This is a genomic window from Stenotrophomonas oahuensis, assembly GCF_031834595.1.
Classification (GTDB): domain Bacteria; phylum Pseudomonadota; class Gammaproteobacteria; order Xanthomonadales; family Xanthomonadaceae; genus Stenotrophomonas; species Stenotrophomonas oahuensis.
This window is the reverse complement of the sequence record NZ_CP115542.1, coordinates 22,442-37,185: the sequence shown is the minus strand read 5'-3', so window position 1 is coordinate 37,185 and position 14,744 is coordinate 22,442. Positions and strand designations below refer to the sequence as shown.

Sequence of the window (14,744 nt, the reverse complement as noted above, 5' to 3'; positions counted from 1 at the left end):
GAGCTCATCGTCCAGCCAGATCCGGTTGGCCGGCTTGCGGCGCTTGAACAGTCGCGTCAGTTTGTTATCCATGGTGACCTCAGTTGACTCGCTCAAAGACGTCCATCATCGGGACGTAGATCAAAACCATCGCACTGGCCAGCATCGCTGCTGATACAGCCATGGCGACGTAGTACCCGTACTTGACAGCAGCCTGCACTTCCTCCTTTCCCGTAGCGATCAGCTCCGGTGCGATTCGCTCCAGCTCAACATCAAGCTCACCGCTTTGGGCCGCGACCGCGAAGGCACGTCGAACGTAGAAAGGCCATTTACGTCTGGGATCGGCCTCCGGAAGTTCCTTGGCGTTGGTCGCCTTGTCCATAGGCAGGTGGCGTACTGCGAGATCCTGGATAAGGCCACGCACGCCGGCGCGCATCGGCTCTGGCAGAACGTCCGTGGTCGCGCGCAGCGCGTCAATAGTAGATAGCCCGGACGCGACGCCCATCGCCAGGTAACGCGCCCATAGCCCGAAGCAGAGCTGGTAGAGGGCCGGACCCAATACAGGGAGGTCGACCACGATGCGCGCAAGTTCGCGGAGGGTGGCGGGCTGCCTGATCCAGTGGGCCAAGCCGGCAACCCCAGCCGCAGCGCCGATGACCGCCGAGACCCAATGCTCCACGAGAAGGAGCCGAATGCTCAATCCAAGGCCCGCAATGCCCTTCACATCGCCGTAGTTGCCAACGGCGTGCTGCAGCTGCACGGTCAGGCTTGGTACCAGCGTGAGCAGGATCGTAACGAACACCACCGTTGCACCAGCCAGGACCGCGAGGGGGTAACCAATCTTCTTGATTTCAGAATTGATTTCGCGCTGAATCTGAATCGACTGCGAGAGGTTCTCCAAGACGCGAACAAGCCGCCCGCTCTCTTCGCCAGCGCGAACGGCGCTGATCGCCCCCGTTGGCCAGATCGGCATCAACACTGCGGACAGCGTGCGGCCATTTCCAACATCCTTGGCCGCCCCAAGCCAAAAAGCCTCGAACTCCGGCTGCAGCTCGGCGAGACGTTCTACGGCCTCGGCGATGGGAACGCCAGCAGCCAGCTGCGAACGTAGGGCAGCAGCCGAAGACTGCTGTTCTTTGAGTGACATGATCTGCTGCATGGCGGGCCTCAGAGGTGAACCGCGGAGCGAAAATCGATATCGCCCGATTTCAGGTAGGAGGCTGCGGATGCGGCGAGCGTCAGGGTGCGGTGGCTCGCCATAACGTCACGTGCGGCTTTCGCGCTAGCACCACCCTCCAAGATGCCTGCGGCTGCGTCTCGCACCGACCGCGTGAATGGAAGGACCTCACACACTGACCGATAGCCAATGAAACCCTGCCCTTCGCACGCGTCGCAGCCTGGGCCTGCGCGGTAGATGGTCGCAGGCAACGGAAGCTTCTCGCCCTCCATATCCATGTAAAGCTGCCAGGACTTCTTTTCTTCGGCAGTGGGCTTCGACTTGATCTTGCATGTCGGGCACAGAGCCGCAACCAGCCGCTGGCTGATGATGACATTCAGGGACTCACCCAGCTGGAATCGCATGTCCTCCGGCACCATCTTGGCAAGAATGTCGAACGCCAAGATCGAGTTCTTCGCATGCAGGGTAGAGAACGCCAAGTGCCCGGAGCTTGCAACGCTGACGCAGAACTTCGCGGTTTCCGCGTCACGAACCTCGCCGGCGCAGTAGACGTTGATATCATGTCGCTTGCTGCCTTTAAGAATCACGTTGAAACGCTCGTTATCATCGATCACGACGCCACGTGAGCCCTGCATGACGGGAGGCACTTCGACCTGAATCACGTCTGGGATAAAGCGTTCAACCGGGTCTTCGACACTGACCCGCTTCTTTGTCGTCCCGAAATACTCCACATGCATGCCAAGGGCCGCAGCCAAAGTCGTGGATTTGCCGGAGTTCATCGGACCGACAACCAGTCCGAAGCCGCTAGGCATCTGGACGCAGTTCCTCACAGCAGCCACTACCTGCTCGGGAAGCTTCAACGCCGCCAAGTCGATCGCATCCTCATCAGTCGGCAACAGGCGGATACTTACGCTCTTGCGCCGGGTAGTGTCACCGCGTTGATTGAGGGGAATAAAGCTCAAACGCAGGAAGACCTCGCCGGACGACGATCGATATGACAGCGCACCATCCCGAGGCTCTCGATATGTCGAGTTCGACGGGTTTGCGCCGGATTTGGCTTCCAGCGTAGTGATGATCTGCTGCGCCTGAGCCGCATCCCAGGTGTGCGTGGTTCGAGGCTTCATCAGGTTGCCAAACCGCCGCACGAACACACGATAGTTGCCATCCCGCTTAGGGATGATTGAAATGTCCGTGGCCCGCGCCGTCATCGCATGGTCCAGCAGACGCGCGAGCTCCAGCTGCTCAGCGTGTTCCTTGGTCTCGCCTGAGCGTGAATCCCACACCCGGTCGACTTCCACGGCGCTTATCTCAGCGCCAGCAGTGTTGTCACCGAGCACGGCTGAAATCTCGTCGCGGCCGCCTACTGCGACAAGGCGGGCCTCATCGGCAATTCCCAGCTCGATCGCGTCCGTGGCGCGAGCGGTGCGGCCAGCCATTTTGAAATGCATCATGGACTGATACGAAGCGAATACGACTACCGGGCGCTTGCCTTCGATCAGCATCACCACGCAGTCTTTCTGCTTGCACTCACGCAGGACCGTAGGCTTGTCCATGCATGGATGGCGGTCCAGTAGTGAAAGGCTGTCGTAAAAGGGCACGCCGCCAACCAATGCGCGGATCTGCTCTGCACTCGCCAGGAGTTTAGGGGCTTCATGCAGTGCGTAGTCAACAAAGTCTTCCCCGCGCGGGCACGCCGTTCCCAGCTTCTCTCGGGCCGGAGCGTCCAGAAGCCCAAGCGCCTCGATGGCACGCCGGCCGTCTCCGGAGACATCCACGACCTGGCCGGCCTGAGCAACAACGAAGGAAGGAGGATTCTGCCAGCCCCAGCTGGCTACCACATCGGTGTCTTTCATGTTCAACCTTGAATATTTAGGGGGCTAGCAACAATCACGCGCTGGCCGTCTGCCGTTGAGAACGGAGCTTCGGAGGCGAGCAGCACGTAACGGTCATTCTGGAACTGGTACCCAACAGGATTGCCCCAAACGTCAAAGAGCGCGGCACAGTCAAAAGGCAGACCCATCCAGGTGTAGACGCCTGTGCACGTGGCTGCTGTACCGCTGTAGCCAACGAGGACTGGCAGCGGCAATAGCTGCCCCGTGGCGAGCGTCTGGCCGCCTACGCCGGTTCGGGGAAACGCCTGACGCGTGGTCCAGTAATCGGCCAGCAGCTGCAGGGTTCGCCGCTGACGGTACTTCTCCTGGGCGATTTCATCGGAGAATCGCTCCCGCGTCTCGACGCGGTGCCAGACGCTCCCTGGGGAGCCGCACCAACTGGCCGCGTCGCTTAGACCGCCCGATCCACAACTGTTCTCACTGGCATACCCGACTGCTCCGTCCTTGCGGATTGCAGTCCAGCTGGCAGCGCGCTCGAAGCGCCACGTACCATCATTGAGCAGACCGCTCATTTGGTATTTCTGCCACTCATTCCGGGAGGACCGTAGTTGCTCGAAGCCCACCGTAGCGACTAGCTCATCAAGCGACGACGGAGGCCTACCCCGCTCATCCGTGAAGGCAATTATCCCCTCCGCGATCCGGGCCTGTTCGGCCCGGATGCGGCCTTCGCGCATGGTTTCCGTTCGGCTGTCGTACTTGATCGCCACATTTATCATCACGGTGGCCATCATTGCGAACACCGCAGTGACGAATGCAGCGTACATAGGTCAGTTCAGCTTGAAGGTGAGAGTGCGCGTGCCAGCGCTTTCAACGCTGTAGTTCACCACGTCGCTGGTCGTGTCACTGGCAGCGAGCGTGGTCATTCCGGCTGTGTACGGCTTGGCCGCTGGAAGCACCACTTCATTGGGCACGTTGGCGTACGCGATGGAGAACTTGTTGCCGCCGCCGCCCGTGACGGTGATTGGGAAGCCGGAGACTTCCCAGCCGGTCCCGGAGCGGGCCACTGAATCACGCATCGGGATCACGTTGGCAGCGTCGTAGCAGGCCTGCTTCGCCGGTGCCACAGCAGAGCGGCCCTCGAAGAGAACGTCCGCCATGTTGCGGCCGCTGGCCGGCAGCACGCTGCCGCTGACAACGGTCGACACACCGCATTCCATGGCGATCAGGTTCACGGCTTGGGCGATCGAATTCGACGTGCGCGTGAGCAGCGTCGCACGTGCCGCGTTGGTGTTGCCCAACAGCTTGGGCAGCACAATCGCGGCCACGATAGCGATGATGGCCACCACCACGATCATTTCAACGAGCGTAAAGCCCTTGCTCGCGCGTTTCTTGCCGAAGAGTTTCACAGTTACAGCTCCTTAGAGGGTGAGAATAACGTTGTTGCCTAGAACCGCGGCATCGGGGGCCGCACCCTGTGAAACGTCGCTCCTAAAGCGGATTGCTGCTGCGTGAGGAGGAGCGTTTGCACCTTTTGATGCCGCAGGATCGTAGTCGCGGCAGTATTCGATTCGCCCTCCCCAGCTCGTTCGACCAAACTCTCCTTGGGAGAGGCCGATGAGGGGCAGGACGTTTGTGGAGTCCAGCTCGTACCAACCGTCTCTGCAGCCCTGGTGGGACGCGGGATTTGCCCCACCGTAGCCAGAGCCAGGGAACCAGTTGGTCGTATCCGTAGCGGCCGCGCTTAGCTGCTTGCCCCGGTAGTAGGAAAGCAGCGCGTCGCGCACACGATCAACACGGCGAGTAGTGGTGGCCAGCATTGATTTCTGCACAGGCAGCGTCGACACAAAAACAGGTGCCAGGTCAGGTTGCACGACAGCCCACGACTGCCGATTAGCAGCGGTCAGTGAGGGTGACGCACCGGGACGGCCAGAGCCTCTGCAGGATGAGTCCGACTCAGGACACCGCGTCGCGTAGATAACGCCGTAGTCATATGTCATAGAGACCAGGGGACCCGACCGGAAGTAGAGCGGCATCGATTGGGTGAGACCGGTGACGCGCTGGTAGACCCGTGCATTCTTTGCTGACGTGCCATCATCATTGATCGCGGTAGGAATCAGCCCGGACTCCGAAAGCGCTTGCCGGAAAGCTATCCCTATCGCGCTATTGTCCGCAGGATTCGCAATCGCGTTCGGGTTACCAGGCCCAGCATAGGGAGCCGGTAGAATGCCGTTGCCTTCGTTCTGTGCGACTGCAAGCATCGAATCGGCAATTCGCTGGTTGTCGATCCGGGCTTGCTCGGCGTGGTTCCGTGCAAGCGCGGTGAGGTACTTGCCAAAAATGGGCGTCATGATGAGCGCGGTCACCACGATAATGGCAACCACAATGGCCATTTCCAACAGGGTGAAGCCCCTGGCCTTCTTCATATGGTCACCGCGCCTTCACGGATACGCGGAGCGCGAAATAGTACGTCGCCTCTTCTCGCCGCGCAGACTTCTTGCCCGCGATACCACTGATCGTGCCCTGTTTGGCCGGGAGCCCATTTTCATCGAGCGACTGCGACTCCTCATTCTGGCCGCCGATCACCACCAGGTCTCCGTCACGCAGCAGGGCTTCACCGCTATACGAGTGCTTCGTATCCAGAGGAATTGCTGTAGCGATCGTGCGGAACGAATCGCCTACGTTGATGGTTTGGTTGACCGATTGCTGCCCATTGGGCAGGACGTGGTTGAGCTTGATGTGAGCGCGGATGAGTCCAGTCCCGTAGTCGTACCGCGGGTTGATCGTCAGCTGGGTCCCGAATGTTTTGGACTGCAGCGTATTGCGCGTGGCGCTTACCGCACCGCTGATGCCGCCTGCGGCTACATCCTGAGAAATCAGGTTGAAATACGAGGTGCTCTGCTTGCTGAACTCGGCCGGCACACCGGAGGTGGTGGTGATGATGGGCCGCTGTACCACGCTGACACGGCCTACTGCTGACAGCCACGTATTGAAAATCTGCAGCGAGTCAGCTTTGGAGGCGATGCCGATCAAGGCACCCGGAACGGACTGGCCCTCTGCAACAACGTTGGCGAGGTTGTTTGCGCCATCGGGGAACGAAAGGGTGACGCCGCCCAAGGCGTTGTTCTTGATTACAGCGCCATACCTTCCCTTCGCGAAGCTCGCGAAGGCCGATACGTCCAGACCTTCGCTGTCGGTACGCGAACGGGACACCATCAGCAGTTCGCCGGTGAAGGTAATTTCGGCGTTATACATGGCCTGGACGCGGGCCATGTACCCATCCAGATCCCTCAGTACCCACTGCGGTGCCGAAACCGTTACAGCCCCCGTCTCCGGGTTCAGAGCAAAGCTGCCGATCTTCTTAACGCCTTCATCAACAGCGGGTGTGCCCGGCACTGCCGGCGCACCCGGTGTCGCGACTGCCCCGCCCCCTGTGTTGGGCAGTCGGACCTGCAGGCGCGCATCCAGCTCGGTTTCCAGGGACTTCCAGAAGTTGTCCTCACTGGTGATCTTCGCGCCCTCCTCTTCCCCACCTCCTGAGCGCCCGAGACTGTTGAAATTGCTTGCCATCCCACCGCTGGACCCACTGCCTGCGTTGGTGACATTGGTGTCGCTCTCAGTCAGGCCGACTGCATTCTGTCCGCCACTGGAAAACTTCGTTGAACGATTCCCCAGGTTGAGCGTCCAAGTCTTCGACCGGACCGGGCGAATGGTGACAAGGCGACGTACATCGTCCACGTCATAGTCCAGGCCGATCCCCCCAAGCACGATTCGCAGTGCCGTCTCGCTGTCGGCGGCCGTTACCTGCCCCGACCACGAATAGCCGCTGAGGTTCAGGTCAGAAGTCAGATTGACGCCCTGGTCGCTGATTGACCGCAGGACGGTAGTGAGCGGCACGGGCGTGTCCAAGCTAAGGGTCACACGCTGACTGGTGAGCCAAGCGCTGCGCCCTTGTGCCATCGTGACCTTGCGGACAGGGACGTACAGGCGCTCCGATGACTGAACGCTGGTGCGGTCATTGGTGATGGCCGGTCGCTCAAACGCGGCCTTTGTTTCAACGCGCTGCTCGTCAATGGAGCGGCGTACTTCACGTGAAAAACAGCCGGTCAGGGTAAGTGCAATTGCGGCGCAGAGCGCGATCTGAGTGGGGGTCCGCATCACGGGATCTCCTGCATGTTGGAAGACTCACTTACATGCAGAAGCATGGGTGAATTGGCACGGTTGAACGTCGCGGCAAGACCTGCGTTGGCCGGCAGGCCGGCGATCAGTTTGGTAACTGCTTGCTGGAAATCTGTGGCTTTGAAGCTGACGGCAATTTCTGTCATCCACTCACTACCGTCCGCTGCTGCCGGCCAGTACACGGACCAGCCCTCATCCGATGCCCATTCCTGGAGAACGTGACGAAGAGCCGCATTCGCCGGAACGTTGTAGCTTCGTTCAAGAGGCCGGGGCGGCGGGGGTGGCGCTGGGCGCGTATAAGCGCCCTTCTCGACCACGGTGAAGCCTTTCGCCTTCGGAGCTGGAGCCACCGTGCCGCCCGTAGCAGGTGCCAGGGCTGCGTTGCCTGTTGCGGCCGCAGCCTGCGCATAGGTAGCGACCGGGAACAGGATGGCGAAGGCGATAGCGGCTCCTGCCGCGCCCTTGGAAATGCATTGCTTCATTGCGCGTGTGCCTCGAAGTTGGGTGCGTTGTGCTGGTCAGTGGCGGTAGGTAATTCGGCGAGGTTGGGGACACGGATGCCGGCGGCAGCAAGTAGATCCGCGTCGGTAAGATGGAGTGCCCTTGCAAGAGTGCTGCGAAGAATGAGCAGCGCGGTGTGTGCGGCAGCCGGACAGGGAGAAACGTCCTCCGACAGCGCGAGGGCGACAGCGAGGTCATGCATTTGCACCGGTGTGAGCTCCTCGCCGTTGCAAATGGCCAGTGGCTTTTTCGCGTCGTAGGGGAGCATGGAGGCGACGGTCATGGGGCTCCGCACTCCCCCGTTGCGCGAACCTGCAGGATGCGTTCGTTCGGGAAGGAGCATGCAGTAAGCGGTGATTCCGGCCAGATGGACCGGCGGTCGAACAGGTCCGCGATCGCATCCATTGCCTCGCCCTGGTACTCGAAGCTCACGTTCGCCAGCGGAGCCGCGGGCGTGTCCCACGCCAGTGTCCAATCTGCCGGAATCCATGCAGCCAACGCATCCCGAATACTTTGGCCCTGCTCGATGGTCCATTTCGGAATCGGTGCGGGGGTAAAGACAGCCGTAGCGGCGGGAGCTATGACGCCGACTGCCTTTGGCGTATCCGCAGTCAGATCCAATGGCTCGGCGATCACAACCGGCTCAGGAGTTGGGGGCGCGTCGCATACCGCCACCACCCGGCTTTCTCGGGAAACGAATATCACCCGATCCGGCGGGCATGAGTTCGTTTGCTCGGTGACCATATCGAGCATGTCACGACTTATGACAACAGCTGGGCCTGCATCTGCCGTGTGGGCAGCTGCAAGCATGAGCGCGGCAGTTGTCGCCGCGATGCGACCGAAATAACGCATGCGAGGGATAGAAGTTGGGCTTGGGGCGGCCAGACTACTCGATTTGCCATCGTGTCGCAATTGTGCGACAGTGGCCGCCAATTCACCCGTTTCGTCTTTTTGCCATGTCTACCAAAAGCCGCATCTTTGAGCTTCTGACGGCCGCCGGGTTATTGGCGCTTTGCTTGGTTGTTCGGCCGGTTGAGGCGGCGGACTCGGCCAAGCCGGCCCCTGAGCAGGTCCGGTATCGGCCACTGGACGAAATACTTAAGGAGGCAAATCGCAAATCTGCGACGGGGGCCACAAGGGTGGAAGTGGAGACTTGGCTTGCAGGCGAAATGCGCAAGTCCGGCTTGGAGGTTGACCAGCCGAAAGCCCCGGCAGCCGTTCAATCCGCCCCGCCGTGGGATGTGTACGGCCGCCAGCGGCAGCCTTCCGGGCCAGGCCTTGGGGATCAAGTTCCAGGCGCACCCGCCGATATCGCTCCGGAGTCTTTGCCAATCAATGGCTTGCCCCGGCCAGCCCCTTCGGAAACGTACCCCCTCAATGACCAGGACGAAGCCTTCCACTCTAGGGGTTGCCGGTATCCTAGCTGCCACACCAGCGACGGAGACCCCGCAAATGGCAATCGAGGCAATCAAGAGCGACGAGATTTTTCTCTTCGGATCGCGGCATAGGCCCCGTGGAGTGATCTATGAGGCAGAGCTCGCTGAACTGATCGGTCGTAAGGCAATCGAGCAGATCACCGTCACCGTCACGCCCGCAGGCTACTGGATCGCGGTTCTCCCCACAGCCCGCGCGAAGTTTCTAACCCGTGAAAAACAAAAAGTAGTGAGGATAAAGCCAACCGAAGAAAAAGGATTTCTTGTGCTGCACGCAGTAAAGCGGGCGCAGGTGCGCTACTTCAAATCACTCGACACCTTCATCCGCTCTGTCACCACCTTTGGACCACTCCCCAAGATGCTGGTCCGCACTGGACCGCCCATCTAAAAACGAGGATCAAATGAGCACGACCGTCAAGACCTATATTTCGTATGCAATCGCCAGCGCCGTAGTGGCGCTGTTTTTGTTCTATCCCGATCTGGCCCACGCTGATGGCGGCTCGGTAGTGCGTGGCAAGATTGACGGTGCACGCTCCAGCTACGCTATTCCAATTGCTGGTGGCATCATCACCTTCGGCGCGGTGACTTCCGTGGTCCTGTGGCTCCTGGACATTGTCGATTGGAAGAACATGGCCAAGTGGATCTTGGGTGCCATCTTGCTTGGTGCAATCGCTGGCATCGCCGCCGAAGTCATGAGCTGATATGACCGACTACGTGTTCGGCGGCATGACTCGTCCGGCCACGGTCGCAGGAGTGCCCCAAATGGTATTTGGGGTACTTCTTATTGTCGCGATCCTGTCCATTATCGGGCCGGTCCTCTTCGGCTTTTCATTCATATGGAGCATAGGCGGAGCGCTGTTCGGCGTCATCGGCTTCATGTCCGCGAGAATTATTTGCGAGCGCGATCCCAACACCTTTGAGTACCTGAAAGTCGGATTCCATTTCTGGCTCAGGACCAAAGGTCGATCTGTTGGGCGCGGCGTCGAGACGTTCTCAGCTTCCCCTCTCAGGAACCGTTGACCTATGGTGGACCTCTCCACACTCTCCGAATCGAGTCTGGCCAATGTGGTGCCCTACGAATCCCACCTCACCGAGGACGTTGTCAGCTTGGACAACGGCAGCGTCCTTGCGGTGCTGCGATTCGATGGGGCGGCGCATGAAACCGCTAGCGATGACGAGCTTCTTCGCTGGCACGAAAGCCTGTGCGCGATGTTGATGGCCATCGCCGCGCCAGACCTCGCGCTGTGGAAAACGGTATACCACTACCAGATCAAGGACTTCGCGGCGGGGGTTTTCACGCCCGACACCTTCGCACACTCACTTAACGAGGCCTACCGTGCTCGGTGCTCCAAAGAGCCTCTTTTCGCGAACGAGCTTTACCTTGCGGTGCTGATCCAGGGTGAGAGCAACCTTTCTCGATTCAGCAAGGGAAAGGGCGGCTTCCGCCAGGGGCGTGAGGACCAAATTGCGCGACTGGATTCCATGTGCACTCGCATCCAAGAGACGCTCGCGGCGTATAAGCCCCGTAGGCTTCGCATGTACCGTGAGATGAATGTCAGCTTCTCGGAAATTTACGAGTTCCTGACGTTGCTCTTGAATGGCAAGAAGTACAAGACGCCCGTCACGCCTCACCGTGCTGGCGATATTCTCAATCGGTCGCGATTCTACTTTGCCAAGGGTTCCGACACATTCGTTCGTCAGGGCTCGTCCGGGCGTGAGTTCGGGGCGCTACTGTCTGCCAACACCTACCCCAGCGGGACCATTAACACCGGCCACCTGAACAAGACTCTGTCGCTGCCTTTCCCCTATGTGATGACCCACTCTTTCACGTTCATGGGCCAACAGGAAGCGAAAGGTGCGGTGGCCCTGCAGGAGCGCCGCATGCGCGCGACCGCCGATGATGCCGTCACCGAGCTACAAGCATTGAAGCTGTTGAAGGAAGGCTTGACGTCCAGGACCATCGGGCTCGGCCGCCACGATATGAGCATCTGCGTCACGGCAGACGATCAGAAGACGCTCGCACGTCGCGTGGCAATGGCCGAAGAAAACTGCACGGACAACGGATTTATCATGGCACGCGAAGATATCGCCTTGAAGCCGGCTTTCATCGCGCAGCTTCCTGGCAACTTCAAGTATCGCCCTCGACGCGCCCCGATCACAACGCGCAACTTCGCAGGCCTGATTGCCTTCCACAACTACCCCACCGGACGCAGGGACGGAAACCAGTGGGGGCCCGCCACAACGATGTTCCTCACCGAAGGCGGGAGTCCATTCTTTGCCGCACTGCACGACATGCGCAAGACGAAAACACGCGGCGGCGCAACGGCAGATGATGACAAGGCACCGGGCAACACGCTCATCATCGGCCCCATTGGCGGCGGTAAAACCACTCTGCAGACGATGCTCGTCGCACAGTCTGACAAGGCCAAGCCGACCGTCATTACCTTCGACCGCTCGCAGGGGCAACGAGTGTTCGTGAACGCCATGGGCGGCAGGTATAGCATTCTTGAACGCGGGAAGGAGACAGGATTTAACCCGCTTGCTTTGGAGCCGACGGCCGAGAACATTGGCTTCGCCGTCGATCTTGTTAAGCGCCTCGCTTCCGGTGGTAAACCCCTCAGCGCAGAAGATGAGAACAAGATCGCGTATCGCACGCGGTTTGTCATGACCGAAGAAGTATTTGATGCCCGGAGCCTGACTCACCTGTCCAACGGCCTCAACGGGATTCATGAAGACGCCCTGGAAAGGCTGTCGCAGTGGTGCGAGGGTGGCTCGCATTCATGGGCTTTTACCTCTTCCGCCGACCGCCTTGACTTCGTTGGTACGCGCCACTTTGGCTTCGACGCGACGAGCTTCTTCAACGACGCCGATACGCGTGGCGCGGTCATGTCCTACCTATTCCATCGCGTGAATACTTTCATGGGCACCGCCCCGCTAATCATCAATATCGATGAAATGCGTGTATTCCTGGGCGACGATTTCTTCCGCTTCTTCATTGAAGACACACTGTTGCTGAACCGCAAGAAGGACTGTATCGCGATACTAGGCACGCAGCAGGCAAACCATGTCCTCGATTCGAAGATCCGCGAGACGCTGATCGAGCAGACCACCACGAAAATAATCCTGCCGAACACCCAAGCCAAGCCGCAGCATTACATGGAGGAAGGGCTAGGTCTCTCGGCGAGTGAATTTGACCTCATCCAGGACGCGCTCCCCACTACCAATCCGCGCGCCTTCCTTTTCAAACAGCCCGGCATCAGCGCGGTCTGCAATCTGAATCTTGCCGGGATGACCCGGGAGCTGTCCGTATTGAGCGGCACGGACAAGCTCAATGCCACGATGCAGGCCGCGATCGACTCGTCCAGTGATGATCCACGTGACTGGCTCCCCGTTTACTACGACATGTTGAGGAATTAATTATGCGGCACATCCGTTCTCTGTCATTGGCTGCCCTCCTGCTGCTGGTACCGCATTACGCCTTCGCGCAGCTCGTAACGCTTGACCCGACGAATCTCGTCCAGAACATCATGAAGGTCAAGCAGGGCGTCGATGAAATCAAGAAGCTTGAGAGTCAGATCAAGAACACCCAGGCCCAGCTTGAAAACATGAGCGGGAGTCGTGGCATGGGTCGCTTGGTCACAGACCAAACCCGCGCAGTCATTCCGCGTAACTGGCGCGAATCCCTGGACAGCCTTGGGGCCGAGGGCAAGCAGATCCGCGGCGCGGTGGACAGTATCCGGCGAGACCTCGGCTCTATTGGCAACGTTAACCTGCAGTCAGCGCCAGGAAAGATTTCCAATCGCATGGAGCAATCCGCACGCTACGACCTCGAAGCGTGGGGTCGCGCACAGCAGCTGTATAACACCAGCAATCAGCGTTTCGCGAAGCTCGATAATCTCGGGGCCGCGCTCGACGGTGCAACCGATCTTAAGGACGTCATGGATCTGATGGCCCGCCTTCAGATTGAGACAAATATGCTCCTCAACGAGCAGCTTCGCATGCAGGCCGAAATGATGGCAACTGATCGTGAGCGAACCCTGCAGCAGGATCAGCGCATGATGAATGACCATGCCAGGGCCATGAATTCTTTCTAAGGGATGCACATGAATATCCACGTCGCCGTAGTTTCCGCCATCGTCGCCCTTGGGCTCTCCGCCTGCAGCGAGCCCAATGAAGTTGCTCCGGATCAGGCACCCAAGCCTACCCTGCCCCGTGCAACCTCACACACAATTACGCTGGAATCGGGCGCGACGATCGTGGTCCCCGAGGGCGTGGATATTCTTCGCACGGGTTGGACGTACAAGAACTTCACGGCTAGCGAGGCTGCAGAGCTCGCTGCAGCGTGCCACCGTGAACAGACACTGCTGATGCGCGAGGGCAAAGGCGACCTGCACAGGCCCCTGATGTGGGTTTGCCGCCAAGCAGCGGCAAGCCCCGAGAACTTCAAGAAGTAACCACTACGCCTCGGGCGAAGGAAGCGATCATGGCTGTAGAATCCTGCAATTTTGACCTGATGGTCGTAGAGTTCTTGATGAGCGACACGATGATGAACCTGAGCAATCAGGTCTCTGCGGTGTCAGGGAAGATCGGCTCTTATGCTGCGGGCATTGCCCTTGCAGGGTGCGCCCTCTATAGCGTGCTGTGGGTTATTGCATTTGTTTCAGGAACACAGAACGGAGACGTGATCTCGTTCCTCAAATGGTTCGCACGCGCCATGTTCCTCACTGCTCTTGCGGGAACAGGTTCGCTCTATAACGACCTCGTAGTTCAGACGCTTTGGGAAGCGCCAGCGGAGGTTGCGCAGATTGTCTCTGGCAGCGGCATGGGAAACCAGGCAGTCAAGTATGACCTCGAAGGCAAGATCAATATGGGCACTGCCTTGGACATGGCGGCCTCTAAGGGAGTCTGTGCGGGCAGTGCCCTGTGGAAGGCAACGTCTGTGTGGAAGCCCGGCGAATCAACCGGCTATTTGCTTGCGGGCTTGGTAGTGATTATTGGAACCGTAATCTTCGTGGCGCTTGCGGCCGGCCTATCCTTCATGGGGTACGCCTCCCTGGCGATCGTGCTGGCACTAGGCCCACTGTTCATTGTGGCCGGCATCTGGGAAGCAACTCGGCCGATGCTGGAGTCCTTCCTGCGAACGGCGATTAACTACGCCCTTTACGGCGTTGTGCTGATGGTCATCGTTGGGCTCGGTATCGGCCTAGTCCAGCAATTTGGCAGTAGCACAATTGGCAATGTAACGGAGGACACGGTCACCGACATTGCAGCTGCGCTTGGCGTGTCCGTACGCGCCCTATTCGCGTTCGCCATCGCATCAGCCTTGCTGTTCAAGGCGGACGACATAAGCGCCTCCCTGGTCGGCGGCATTTCCATGGGCGCTGCCGGCACGCTGAGCCGCGCTGCGTCGTCCGCCGGCGCTCCTGCCAGGGCAGCGATGGCGGCCGGGCGTGTTGCCATGAATCCCGCACGTGCAATGGGCGAGTTCATGGGCGGCCAGTTCTACAACGATCCTCGAACTGGCGCTGCGCGCTACAGGGGACCGATGGACACCGCCCGGAATCACTCTGCAGCGCTGGCGAATGCTCGCTCCAAGAACACCATCCGAAAGTAACAGCAACCCTGTCTCAGCGCCCAACTCTTGCG

At 59.6% G+C, this 14,744-nt stretch carries 16 protein-coding genes; 7 read left to right on the top strand and 9 right to left on the bottom strand.

The window, feature by feature from the left end:
* Window positions 1-79: 79 nt before the first annotated feature.
* The 9 genes from PDM29_RS20835 to PDM29_RS20795 are packed head-to-tail and all read right to left on the bottom strand — an operon-like array spanning window position 80 to window position 8,418.
* On the bottom strand, window positions 80-1,138 hold the full coding sequence (locus tag PDM29_RS20835) for a type II secretion system F family protein (RefSeq protein ID WP_311193873.1): 1,059 nt from the start codon (window positions 1,136-1,138) through the stop codon (window positions 80-82).
* Between the two features lie 8 nt (window positions 1,139-1,146).
* Window positions 1,147-3,009, bottom strand: coding sequence for a GspE/PulE family protein (locus tag PDM29_RS20830; protein ID WP_311193872.1), 1,863 nt, complete (start codon window positions 3,007-3,009; stop codon window positions 1,147-1,149).
* Between the two features lie 2 nt (window positions 3,010-3,011).
* Window positions 3,012-3,812: a hypothetical protein gene (locus tag PDM29_RS20825; protein ID WP_311193871.1), complete on the bottom strand. Its 801-nt coding sequence runs from the start codon at window positions 3,810-3,812 to the stop codon at window positions 3,012-3,014.
* A gap of 3 nt (window positions 3,813-3,815) precedes the next feature.
* The gene (locus PDM29_RS20820) at window positions 3,816-4,394 is read right to left on the bottom strand and encodes a prepilin-type N-terminal cleavage/methylation domain-containing protein (protein ID WP_311193870.1); all 579 of its coding nucleotides are present in this window, start codon (window positions 4,392-4,394) and stop codon (window positions 3,816-3,818) included.
* Window positions 4,395-4,406: 12 nt separating this feature from the next.
* Entirely contained in the window at window positions 4,407-5,411 is a 1,005-nt protein-coding gene (locus PDM29_RS20815) for a type II secretion system protein (RefSeq protein ID WP_311193869.1), read from the bottom strand.
* A 4-nt stretch (window positions 5,412-5,415) separates the two neighbouring features.
* Window positions 5,416-7,143 (bottom strand): hypothetical protein, encoded by a 1,728-nt coding sequence (locus PDM29_RS20810; protein ID WP_311193939.1) that lies wholly within the window; start codon window positions 7,141-7,143, stop codon window positions 5,416-5,418.
* Window positions 7,143-7,646: a TcpQ domain-containing protein gene (locus PDM29_RS20805; RefSeq protein WP_311193938.1), complete on the bottom strand. Its 504-nt coding sequence runs from the start codon at window positions 7,644-7,646 to the stop codon at window positions 7,143-7,145. Before PDM29_RS20805 ends, PDM29_RS20810 begins: the two co-directional genes overlap by 1 nt.
* Window positions 7,643-7,948, bottom strand: coding sequence for a hypothetical protein (locus PDM29_RS20800; RefSeq protein WP_311193937.1), 306 nt, complete (start codon window positions 7,946-7,948; stop codon window positions 7,643-7,645). The genes PDM29_RS20805 and PDM29_RS20800 overlap by 4 nt, the downstream gene beginning before the upstream one ends.
* Window positions 7,945-8,418 (bottom strand): TcpQ domain-containing protein, encoded by a 474-nt coding sequence (locus PDM29_RS20795; protein ID WP_311193936.1) that lies wholly within the window; start codon window positions 8,416-8,418, stop codon window positions 7,945-7,947. Before PDM29_RS20795 ends, PDM29_RS20800 begins: the two co-directional genes overlap by 4 nt.
* 699 nt (window positions 8,419-9,117) lie before the next feature.
* Here PDM29_RS20795 and PDM29_RS20790 point away from each other — a divergent pair.
* Genes PDM29_RS20790 through PDM29_RS20760 form a run of 7 tightly spaced genes read left to right on the top strand, consistent with a single transcriptional unit; the run spans window position 9,118 to window position 14,712 of the window.
* The gene (locus PDM29_RS20790; protein WP_311193935.1) at window positions 9,118-9,486 is read left to right on the top strand and encodes a hypothetical protein; all 369 of its coding nucleotides are present in this window, start codon (window positions 9,118-9,120) and stop codon (window positions 9,484-9,486) included.
* A gap of 13 nt (window positions 9,487-9,499) precedes the next feature.
* Entirely contained in the window at window positions 9,500-9,799 is a 300-nt protein-coding gene (locus PDM29_RS20785) for a hypothetical protein (RefSeq protein ID WP_311193934.1), read from the top strand.
* Window position 9,800: 1 nt separating this feature from the next.
* Window positions 9,801-10,118 (top strand): VirB3 family type IV secretion system protein, encoded by a 318-nt coding sequence (locus PDM29_RS20780; protein WP_311193933.1) that lies wholly within the window; start codon window positions 9,801-9,803, stop codon window positions 10,116-10,118.
* A gap of 3 nt (window positions 10,119-10,121) precedes the next feature.
* Entirely contained in the window at window positions 10,122-12,515 is a 2,394-nt protein-coding gene (locus PDM29_RS20775) for a VirB4 family type IV secretion/conjugal transfer ATPase (RefSeq protein ID WP_311193932.1), read from the top strand.
* 2 nt (window positions 12,516-12,517) lie between these two features.
* On the top strand, window positions 12,518-13,192 hold the full coding sequence (locus PDM29_RS20770; RefSeq protein WP_311193931.1) for a type IV secretion system protein: 675 nt from the start codon (window positions 12,518-12,520) through the stop codon (window positions 13,190-13,192).
* 9 nt (window positions 13,193-13,201) lie between these two features.
* Window positions 13,202-13,552 (top strand): hypothetical protein, encoded by a 351-nt coding sequence (locus tag PDM29_RS20765; RefSeq protein ID WP_311193930.1) that lies wholly within the window; start codon window positions 13,202-13,204, stop codon window positions 13,550-13,552.
* Between the two features lie 29 nt (window positions 13,553-13,581).
* Complete coding sequence (locus tag PDM29_RS20760) at window positions 13,582-14,712, top strand: TrbL/VirB6 family protein (protein WP_311193929.1); 1,131 nt, start codon at window positions 13,582-13,584, stop codon at window positions 14,710-14,712.
* Window positions 14,713-14,744: the final 32 nt, after the last annotated feature.

Bases quoted from the DNA above. Each gene is read 5' to 3' on its own strand.
- PDM29_RS20835 (WP_311193873.1), bottom strand. From the start codon at position 1,138: ATGCAGCAGATCATGTCACTCAAAGAACAGCAGTCTTCGGCTGCTGCC.
- PDM29_RS20830 (WP_311193872.1), bottom strand. From the start codon at position 3,009: ATGAAAGACACCGATGTGGTAGCCAGCTGGGGCTGGCAGAATCCTCCT.
- PDM29_RS20825 (WP_311193871.1), bottom strand. From the start codon at position 3,812: ATGTACGCTGCATTCGTCACTGCGGTGTTCGCAATGATGGCCACCGTG.
- PDM29_RS20815 (WP_311193869.1), bottom strand. From the start codon at position 5,411: ATGAAGAAGGCCAGGGGCTTCACCCTGTTGGAAATGGCCATTGTGGTT.
- PDM29_RS20810 (WP_311193939.1), bottom strand. From the start codon at position 7,143: ATGCGGACCCCCACTCAGATCGCGCTCTGCGCCGCAATTGCACTTACC.
- PDM29_RS20805 (WP_311193938.1), bottom strand. From the start codon at position 7,646: ATGAAGCAATGCATTTCCAAGGGCGCGGCAGGAGCCGCTATCGCCTTC.
- PDM29_RS20800 (WP_311193937.1), bottom strand. From the start codon at position 7,948: ATGACCGTCGCCTCCATGCTCCCCTACGACGCGAAAAAGCCACTGGCC.
- PDM29_RS20795 (WP_311193936.1), bottom strand. From the start codon at position 8,418: ATGCTCGATATGGTCACCGAGCAAACGAACTCATGCCCGCCGGATCGG.
- PDM29_RS20790 (WP_311193935.1), top strand. From the start codon at position 9,118: ATGGCAATCGAGGCAATCAAGAGCGACGAGATTTTTCTCTTCGGATCG.
- PDM29_RS20785 (WP_311193934.1), top strand. From the start codon at position 9,500: ATGAGCACGACCGTCAAGACCTATATTTCGTATGCAATCGCCAGCGCC.
- PDM29_RS20780 (WP_311193933.1), top strand. From the start codon at position 9,801: ATGACCGACTACGTGTTCGGCGGCATGACTCGTCCGGCCACGGTCGCA.
- PDM29_RS20775 (WP_311193932.1), top strand. From the start codon at position 10,122: ATGGTGGACCTCTCCACACTCTCCGAATCGAGTCTGGCCAATGTGGTG.
- PDM29_RS20770 (WP_311193931.1), top strand. From the start codon at position 12,518: ATGCGGCACATCCGTTCTCTGTCATTGGCTGCCCTCCTGCTGCTGGTA.
- PDM29_RS20765 (WP_311193930.1), top strand. From the start codon at position 13,202: ATGAATATCCACGTCGCCGTAGTTTCCGCCATCGTCGCCCTTGGGCTC.
- PDM29_RS20760 (WP_311193929.1), top strand. From the start codon at position 13,582: ATGGCTGTAGAATCCTGCAATTTTGACCTGATGGTCGTAGAGTTCTTG.